This is a genomic window from Mycobacterium sp. MFM001, assembly GCF_003402475.1.
Classification (GTDB): domain Bacteria; phylum Actinomycetota; class Actinomycetes; order Mycobacteriales; family Mycobacteriaceae; genus Mycobacterium.
On the sequence record NZ_BFAB01000027.1, the window covers coordinates 20664 to 28181 of the forward strand.

Genomic DNA, 7518 nt, shown 5'->3' on the forward strand with positions numbered 1-7518 from the left:
GATCAGCAGGCCTTCGCGATCCGTGGGTCGGTAGGCCGGTCGGGTTGATGGCCGGCAATGGCTCGGTTGATGGCGGCGCTGACCAGGTGCGGCGCGTCGTGTAACAGCATGTGTCCCGCCGTGGGCTGGTGCAGGTGGGTTGCATTGGGTATGGCTGAGGCAAGTTCGTGGGCGTGAGCCGCTGGGGTGATGGTGTCCGCTCCCCCGCTGATGACAGTTGTTGCGGCAGTGATGGTTTCGAGCGTTGCCCGTTGGTCGTAGGTTTTGAGTGCCGCGAGGAAGCCGATGGCTGTGGTCCAGGGGGTGTGGTGCACGGCATCGGCAACAGTCGCGGCGAGGGTGTTGCGTTCGTCGGTGGCGTATCGGCCGCGGCGTGCGAGTGCGGCACACAGGGGCCGGGCGAGTGTGCGCACGGCGTGTTCGGCGGCGCGGTGCGGCGTGTGGTCGATGAGGTCGACGAGTGTGTCAAGGCCGGGTGTGGTGAGCAGGCGGCCGAGGCCGCGCTGGGCTAGTTGTCCGGCGGCGGTGGCGATGAGAACGAGCCCGTCGGGGTGTGCGGGTTGTTGGTGTGCGGCGCGGGCGAGGTACGAGAGTGCGACCATGCCGCCCAGGGAGTGCCCGGCGAGCGTCAGTGGGCCGGTGACGTTGAGGTCGGCGAGCAGCTCGGCGAAGTCGGCGGCGAGTCGGTCGATGCGGTAAGTGCGGATCGGGGCACTCGAGGATCGGCCGTGTCCGCGGTGGTCGTAGCTGATGATCCGAACGTTGCCGCCGGCGCGGTGGCATAGGTGACGGATTTGGTGGTTCCAGCAGGTTTGGGTGAGGCACCACCCGTGCAGCAGGACGATGGTGTGGTCGATACTGCCGGGCGGTAGGTAGTCCCGTACGGCTAGGTGCACTCCGTCGCTGGTGGTGACCGTGCCGTCAATGCAGCGGCGGCGGCGTTGCGGTGTGCGCGCCGCGCGGCAGCTTTGGTCGCGGATGCCGGTGCTTGGGGTCGCATGGATGGTCATGGGTGGCGCACCTCGATTCCTGTGACAGGCCGATTTGGCCGTGGATGCTGGTGTGGTGGCCAGGAGGGGAATGCGGGCCAGGTGACGCCGCGTTGGCCGTCGGAATACCAGGTGCAGTTGTGCCCGCCGCGGGCCTCGGGTCGCCCGCAGATGCGGTTGTGGTGTAGGGGGCAGCCCTGCATGTATCGGCGTACTGCGGCGCACAGGGTGGGGTGGGCTGGTCGGGCGAGGGCGATGGTTCCGGTCAGTCCTGTTGTGCGGCAGCGGATGTCGATGATGTGTGCGCCGTGGTGGTGGAGTTCGACGGCTAGGGCGAGGATTTCGCTGCCGGGCATAGGGTTCAGGGGTCCTCCGCTTAGGCCCCATTCGACGTGTGCGACGTCGACGATGATGCTGGCTTTCCAGCCCCAGGCCAGTGGTACCCAGCGGATGATGCGGTTGCGCGGTATGAGGGCGGCCGCGCCGCGGGAGTCGATGATCGCCGAAGCGGGTTGTGGTGTGTCGTGCAGCCAGTGCAAACCCTCGGCGAGCAGGTCACCGGTTGTCGGCAACAGTGGTTCGGCGACGGGAGGTTGTGCGGGCGCGGCGGTGATCATGGCCGGTCCTGGTTTTCGCCGCAGCCGCCGGCGCCGAAGTTCTGCCAGGGCACGAACCGTTCGCGGGGGCACCAGAATCCCCACCCGCGCCGACGCGGGCCGGTGAGGATCACTGTCCAGCAGGGCTTCTCACGGGACTGCTTGGGATTCATGTCATCGCATGCGGGGATGCGGTGTGAGTCACGGATGAGTTCGACGCGGTGACGGAAGGTGGCCGGGCGGAATGCGACCGATCCGGGTCGGCGTCGACGCCGGCCGTGTTGGCTGACTTCGATGTACTGGCCGCGCAGGATCAGCGAGGCGAACCACCACGGGTGATCGTGCAGGGCGCGATCGTCGTCGCTGCTGAGGAACTTGTGTAGGTAGAGGTTGATGACCCGGTTGTGCGGGATGAGATACCAGCGTTGCAGATAGGGGGCGTCGTGGTTGCCGATGATTTGGTGGGGTTGCCTGCGTAGCAGCAGTGCGACCCATCGGCCGGGGGTGGGGATGCTGACTGTGGCGCTCATTGTCGTTGCCGCACAATAGGTTCAGGGCATGTGGATTGGTACGGGCTTCGGCGCATCGGGGACGTCGATTAGTACGCTGGTCTGGGCCTGCGAGCGGCCTGGGGTGGTGGGCGCTGTGAGGTCGTGGACCAACAGGTAGATCACCAGGTAGAGCAGTACGGCGAGGGTGAATCCGAAAACGATTCCGCACGCCAGGGTGTAGATGGTGTGCAGATCGCGGGTTGCTTCACGCGCGGCGCCGGCGGCGGAGGTTGCGTGGCGGGCTGCGGTGTCAGCGTAGGTCTCTGCCCGGTCAGCGGACATGTCGGCGAGTGCGGCGGACTGTTGCGCGTCGCGGCTGTTGGCTCGGGCGACCTCGCAGACCACGTCGCTATCGGTGTGGGACAGGTAGTGGTTTTCGCCGCTCATGGGTTGAGTTCCTTTCGGGGATCGCTGAATCCGAGGGCGCCGCGGCGCACGAGTGCCGACCAGGAGACGGGTCGCAGTCCGGAAAAGCCGTGTCCGTGGTTGGGTAGTGCCAGGCGTGCCGGGTGGGCAAAGACCCAGTGATAGCGCGCAGCGTTGGTGTCGCGGGCCGGATATCCCCACGGGGCGCAGCAGCGGCCGCGGGCGCTGTGCACGTCGATCAGGACTGTGGCGCCGAGCCATCCGGCTTGGGCGATGTGCCAGTCGGTGTCCAGGCCGGCGCGTTGGGCGGCGCGGGTTCCGGCGTCGTCGACGCGGCTGGTGGCGAAGATGGCGACCGGTCCGCGGTAGTCGGTGGCGTAGGTCTTGTTTTCGACGTTTTTGCCGCCGAGATGGCCGGGCACGAGCAACAGGGACGCCCAGGGCCGGCGCAGGGCGAGTCCCATCAGGTTGGTGCCGGTGTCGAGCGGGTTATCGGGCGGGTTGGCGATGTCGATGAGGACGTCGCGGTGACAGGGGCCGGGCGGGCACCAGCAGGCGAGGTCGTGTCCGGCGAGCTGGCTGCGGGCGGCGGCCAGTAGGTCGGGGCGCGCGGCGATCCATGCGGCGTAGTCGCATGTGACTGCGGCGCGGGCCCACGATGTGGCGGGTTCGGCGGGTTGTCGCGGGTTGGCCCATGGCGAGGGTGCCCCGACCGAGACGGCGCCGACCGGGAGTGGATGGCCACGGCGCTGGTGCAGCGGCTGCGGATCCAGCGCTGTGACCACCTGGGCGCAGAACGCATCAACGCCCTGGTTTGTCTGCTCGTGAATGTGCCGAGGGCTGACGGTGATTGGTGGCGCACAGTGCGTCGGCCAAAAGATGCGGTGCGAGCCCGGTTGCGCGGCCATCATGAGCGGGGCGCCTGCTTGGCCACGGGGCGGGACTGTGGTTGGTCGGCTCCTTTCACGGTGGCTGGCACAAGACCGGTGCGGCCACCATGGGGGTGGTGTCGGGCGGCGCCGATGACGTCGGCCCAGCAGCTCACCACGGCGATGAAAGCAGCGGTAACCGGGGCGGCTTGGGCTGGCTGCACGTTGACAAGCTGTGCGGTGGTGCCGGCGGCGAACTTGAGGTGTTCGACGGCAACACCCAACACCTCATCGGCAGCAATCGGGCTGACCGGATCACTCGGTGCGAGAAGCTGCTGGTGAAACGCTGCCTCGAGGTCGGCGATCTCATCGTCCTCGTCGGCATCGTGGGTCGCGACCCAGGTGACGATGCGGCCGCGGGACTGGTGTTGGGCGACTTTGCCTTGACGGCGCAGCACGCACAGTGCCCGATAGACCTGTTCTTGCAAGGGTGCCAGCAGCGGGCCACCGCCTGGGCGCAGCGGCAAGTGGGGTGCGTGGGCCCGCAGTTCGCTGGTGCTCATCGGCCGCCGTGCGGTGCGCAGTTGGGCAAGGATGTCGTCGCGAAGGGTCTCGTTGACGCGCTCGCGGAAGCTGCGGTCAGGCACTGTTACGCCCCTGGGCGCGGTGGGCGGCGAAACGTAGCGCGGCGCGGATGTTTTCGGCGCGCCGGCGATGCTCTTCGGTCGCGTGCTCTAAGCGCGCGGCGACCTCGACGAGTTTGGCGCGGGCCAGGCTCAATCCGGCCGCGTCACGCAGTCCGGGCAAAAACACCCCCGCCCACACCCCGTCGGTGTTGTCGTCTTTGAGCGCGTCGAGCGCGCATTGACGCTGGATCGGGCAGTTGTTGCAGATCGCGATGGCCCTGGCGCGATGTACCGCGTGTCGGCCGAACCAATCGGTGGGATCGCCGTACCGGCACAGACCATCTTCGGCCGGCGGACCAGTCAACGTGTATGCCATTCTCGGCTCCTAACACCTAAAGTTGACTATCGAGTCAACTAATCGTGTTGTAGCACGAGTGAAGATGGTTGTCTAGAGAATCAGAGTTAATTGTCTGATATGGGTCGGCTGCGGCCCACATCCGTGCGGGTTAGGCCACGACTGAAGCGCGTTCGCTAGGCCGATCGAGCAGCGCCCGCCATGCGGGTTGCAGCAGCGGCGGAATCTGGATGCCGACCGTTTCAACGAGTTCGTGAGCGCGCCGGCGGTGCTGATCAGCAATGGCCGGCGTCGGGGCGTGCTCGGCGAGCTCGAGGCTGGCCCGCGCTTCTTCGATGCGGTCGCGCTGGCGGGCGCTCAGGCGCTGTCCGCCGGGATAGCTGCCGTGACGTGCTAACTGCCGTGCGTGCTGGTCAGCAAGGGTTGCCGCGTACTCGGCGGCATGGGCGGCGGCCAGTGCCCGAGCCGCCCGGCGGGTATGGGCGCGGGCCGCGGCGCGTAGTGCTTCGATGGCGTCGTCGTAGGCGTCGGCAAGTCGTCGCATGGCAGCTTCGCCGCTATCTGCGAGTGCGGGCCGCTCGAGCACCGAGCGCGGGTCGGATAAGTACTCGCGGCGGAGCCGCCGGATCTCGGCGAGTGTCGCCGCGGCTTGTACGGTCATGGCCTTCGCGCGCACGCTCGGCGTCGCGACGGGCCGCTTGCTACTCATCGTCGTGACCCACTTCCAGCCGGTACTGTTGACCGAAGTTAAGTCTAGTTGGGCATCGCTTTGCGCGCACCTTTCCGGCACCGTGTCTGGGCATCTTTGATCGCTATTGCCCATATAGTTTGATCAGCAAGACACAGCTACGCCTTGAAGGCGGGGCAACCGAGCAGCGGAAAGATGCGATGACCAGTGCACCGTCAGCGTCACCGGGCGGTAGGGCTGCGATTGCCCGGGTGGGGCGTGCGGTGGCTGACCGGCGTATCGAGCTGGGAATGGCCAGCCAGCGCGAGCTCGCCGAGACGGCGGGGGTAGCGCTCAACACGGCGGCACAGCTCGAACGCGGCCACACGTTCCCGCGCCGCTCGAGCGCTCACAAGCTGGAGAAGGCACTGCGCTGGCCCCCGGGGACGCTGGCCGCGATCCGCCGCGGCGAGCCGGTGCCGACCGAGCAGCCCGCCGCGACGGCACCGCCGCTACCGCCGTCCCCCTCCCCCGCGACCAGCGGCGTGCACGCTATCGGCATTGCCGTGGCCGTGGTGAATATCGCTGCCAAGTCGATGGATATCCTGCTGCGACACGGCGCCGACGATCCCGAAACCGGGGCCGCGTTGCGTGACCTGGATGCGCAATTGCTGGCGCTGGAAACACTGATCGCGGCGAGCCTCCCGCACGCCGCGGAGTCCTTCGACGAGACGGTGTCGGCCCTTGCCGAGGTTCACCGCCACCGCGAGGCACTCAAAAGCGCCGTCGCCGACTAACCCGACTCCCACGCTCAATGGTGAGAGACCGTTGCGAGTGTGCTCAACCGACCCGTTTGACGACCACATGCCCGCTGGGCATGGGTGAGATTTTCACGGGCACGCCGCTTTGTTGGGCTTCGACAACCTTGCCGCCACCGCCTGCGCTGGGCGGTTCGACAACCATTTGGACATGGCCGGGTCCTCTCCCGTCGAACTCGGAAAACACCAGGTCGCCGGGCTGGATGTCGTTACCGGCGACTTCGCTGCCCTGCTTGATCTGGCTATAGGTGTCCGATCCGAGGGTCACACCGGCTTGGGCCCAGGCCCACCGGGTCAGCCCGGAACAGTCGAACGCGTCGGGTCCTTTCGCGCCCCACACATAGGGAGCGCCAAGTCGGCTCAGAGCCGCTTTGACGGCCATCTGAGCCAGCGGGCCGCCACCGGCAACGTGCTGGCCCGACGTCGATGAGAACGGGCTAACCCCTCCACGGTGCGGGTGCCCGAGACGGCTTAGTGCTGCGAGGTTGGGGATGAGGCCGGCGCCGCCGATGCCGGTGGGCATCGCCCCGGCGCCCATGCCGCCCATCATGGGCATGGGCATACCGCCCATACCCATCGCGCCCATGCGTGCGGGTGCGCCGCCGTAGCCGGTGGCGCCGTTGCGAATCATGGCCGCCAGCATGACGTTTCGCTGCTCGGACACCGTCAGCAGGTTTTTGGCCCGGTCGAGTTGCGATTGCAAGTGATCGACGAGCGCACGCTTGCCGGCCGGGGTGTCGGTGCTCAGCGCGATCGCGGCCACCCCGCGGCCGGTGTCACTGACCACGGTGTCCATCCCGGCCCGCCCCGAACGCGCTGCATCGGCGCTTTGCCCTATCCCGCTGCCGGTGGCGTCGTCGGCGCCGATCATGTTGTCCAGCGCCAGCACCCGCCCCCCGCTGGCCGCCGCCTGCCCGGAGGCACCCGCACCGCCCCAGCTGGCCAGCACTCCCCCAGCCTGGCCGATGCCATCACGCCCGGCGCTCAACTCGCCGGTAGTCCCCCACCCTGTGCCCTGCGGCGCCGGCCCATACAACCGGCGGGCATCGCCGAGCAGCTGGCCCACCTGCGCAACCAGCCCATCGAGCGACATGCACCGCAGTATGGCCGACCACCAACCCCCACCGCTAACACCAACCACCACATTCCCCACCCCCACCACCGGCAATGACGTGCGCGCCTGGTGAAGCCCGTGAACGGGGCAGCGTTAATACCCTTTCGGTGGCCGGGTCGGGTCGGCTTGCTGGATCTTGGCGGCCAGGTCGGATCCATCGGGTGAGACTTTGTAGTGCCCGGTGGCGTAGTTGATGAACGCGCAGACTTCGGCGACGTTGTCGCGGCGATCGGCCGACGTACCCGGCTCGTGATACGCCGCAAACGTGCCAGGGGTGAACTGGAGCGTGCCGACGGAGTTGTTTCCCGATTTGGCGTTGGAGTCGTCGTTGTTAACGGCGTTGTTGTCGAAGTCCGATTCGCGGTCGGCGGCGACCATGATCCCGGCTTCCCAGTTCGCGCGGGCTACAGGATCAGTGATGCCTTTGAGGTCCAGGCCGCGGCGGATGGCGGCCCGGAAGGCCTCAGCACCCGGCCCACTCGGAACCGGCTTAAGCGTCAGCCCGGACGACCGCGCGTGTGACCGGTGTCGCCGCGCACCACCGGACAGACGGCTTAGTGCTGCGAG

At 67.7% G+C, this 7518-nt stretch carries 11 protein-coding genes; 1 reads left to right on the forward strand and 10 read right to left on the reverse strand.

The genetic code is table 11. The annotated features are described in order from the left end of the window. Positions 1 to 2 precede the first annotated feature (2 nt). The 8 genes from MFM001_RS23755 to MFM001_RS23785 all read right to left on the reverse strand — a co-directional run bounded on the left by MFM001_RS23755 (position 3) and on the right by MFM001_RS23785 (position 5061). The gene (locus MFM001_RS23755; protein WP_160118039.1) at positions 3 to 1010 is read right to left on the reverse strand and encodes an alpha/beta fold hydrolase; all 1008 of its coding nucleotides are present in this window, start codon (positions 1008 to 1010) and stop codon (positions 3 to 5) included. Then, complete coding sequence (locus MFM001_RS24540) at positions 1007 to 1606, reverse strand: hypothetical protein (protein WP_160118040.1); 600 nt, start codon at positions 1604 to 1606, stop codon at positions 1007 to 1009. The genes MFM001_RS23755 and MFM001_RS24540 overlap by 4 nt, the downstream gene beginning before the upstream one ends. After that, a complete protein-coding gene (locus MFM001_RS23760; RefSeq protein ID WP_116377680.1) occupies positions 1603 to 2115 on the reverse strand; it encodes a hypothetical protein in 513 nt (170 codons plus the stop codon). The genes MFM001_RS24540 and MFM001_RS23760 overlap by 4 nt, the downstream gene beginning before the upstream one ends. Positions 2116 to 2136: 21 nt before the next feature. Further along, entirely contained in the window at positions 2137 to 2523 is a 387-nt protein-coding gene (locus tag MFM001_RS23765) for a hypothetical protein (protein ID WP_116377681.1), read from the reverse strand. Continuing rightward, positions 2520 to 3410, reverse strand: a complete 891-nt coding sequence (locus MFM001_RS24675; RefSeq protein ID WP_192887043.1) for a DUF4326 domain-containing protein — start codon at positions 3408 to 3410, stop codon at positions 2520 to 2522. The genes MFM001_RS23765 and MFM001_RS24675 overlap by 4 nt, the downstream gene beginning before the upstream one ends. Continuing rightward, the gene (locus MFM001_RS23775; RefSeq protein ID WP_116377682.1) at positions 3410 to 4018 is read right to left on the reverse strand and encodes a hypothetical protein; all 609 of its coding nucleotides are present in this window, start codon (positions 4016 to 4018) and stop codon (positions 3410 to 3412) included. The genes MFM001_RS24675 and MFM001_RS23775 overlap by 1 nt, the downstream gene beginning before the upstream one ends. Further along, entirely contained in the window at positions 4011 to 4373 is a 363-nt protein-coding gene (locus MFM001_RS23780; protein ID WP_116377683.1) for a WhiB family transcriptional regulator, read from the reverse strand. Before MFM001_RS23780 ends, MFM001_RS23775 begins: the two co-directional genes overlap by 8 nt. A 130-nt stretch (positions 4374 to 4503) precedes the next feature. Further along, complete coding sequence (locus MFM001_RS23785) at positions 4504 to 5061, reverse strand: hypothetical protein (protein WP_116377684.1); 558 nt, start codon at positions 5059 to 5061, stop codon at positions 4504 to 4506. A gap of 242 nt (positions 5062 to 5303) precedes the next feature. Between MFM001_RS23785 and MFM001_RS23790 the strand changes: the two genes are divergently transcribed. Further along, positions 5304 to 5816, forward strand: coding sequence for a helix-turn-helix transcriptional regulator (locus MFM001_RS23790; RefSeq protein ID WP_116377685.1), 513 nt, complete (start codon positions 5304 to 5306; stop codon positions 5814 to 5816). Positions 5817 to 5859: 43 nt separating this feature from the next. Here the strand turns inward: MFM001_RS23790 and MFM001_RS23795 are convergent, their stop codons facing one another. Together MFM001_RS23795 and MFM001_RS23800 are read right to left on the reverse strand one after the other, a co-directional pair. Continuing rightward, the gene (locus tag MFM001_RS23795) at positions 5860 to 6930 is read right to left on the reverse strand and encodes a C40 family peptidase (RefSeq protein ID WP_116377686.1); all 1071 of its coding nucleotides are present in this window, start codon (positions 6928 to 6930) and stop codon (positions 5860 to 5862) included. Positions 6931 to 7044: 114 nt separating this feature from the next. Further along, positions 7045 to 7518 (reverse strand): transglycosylase SLT domain-containing protein (locus MFM001_RS23800; RefSeq protein ID WP_160118041.1); only part of this gene is annotated, 474 nt, incomplete at its 5' end.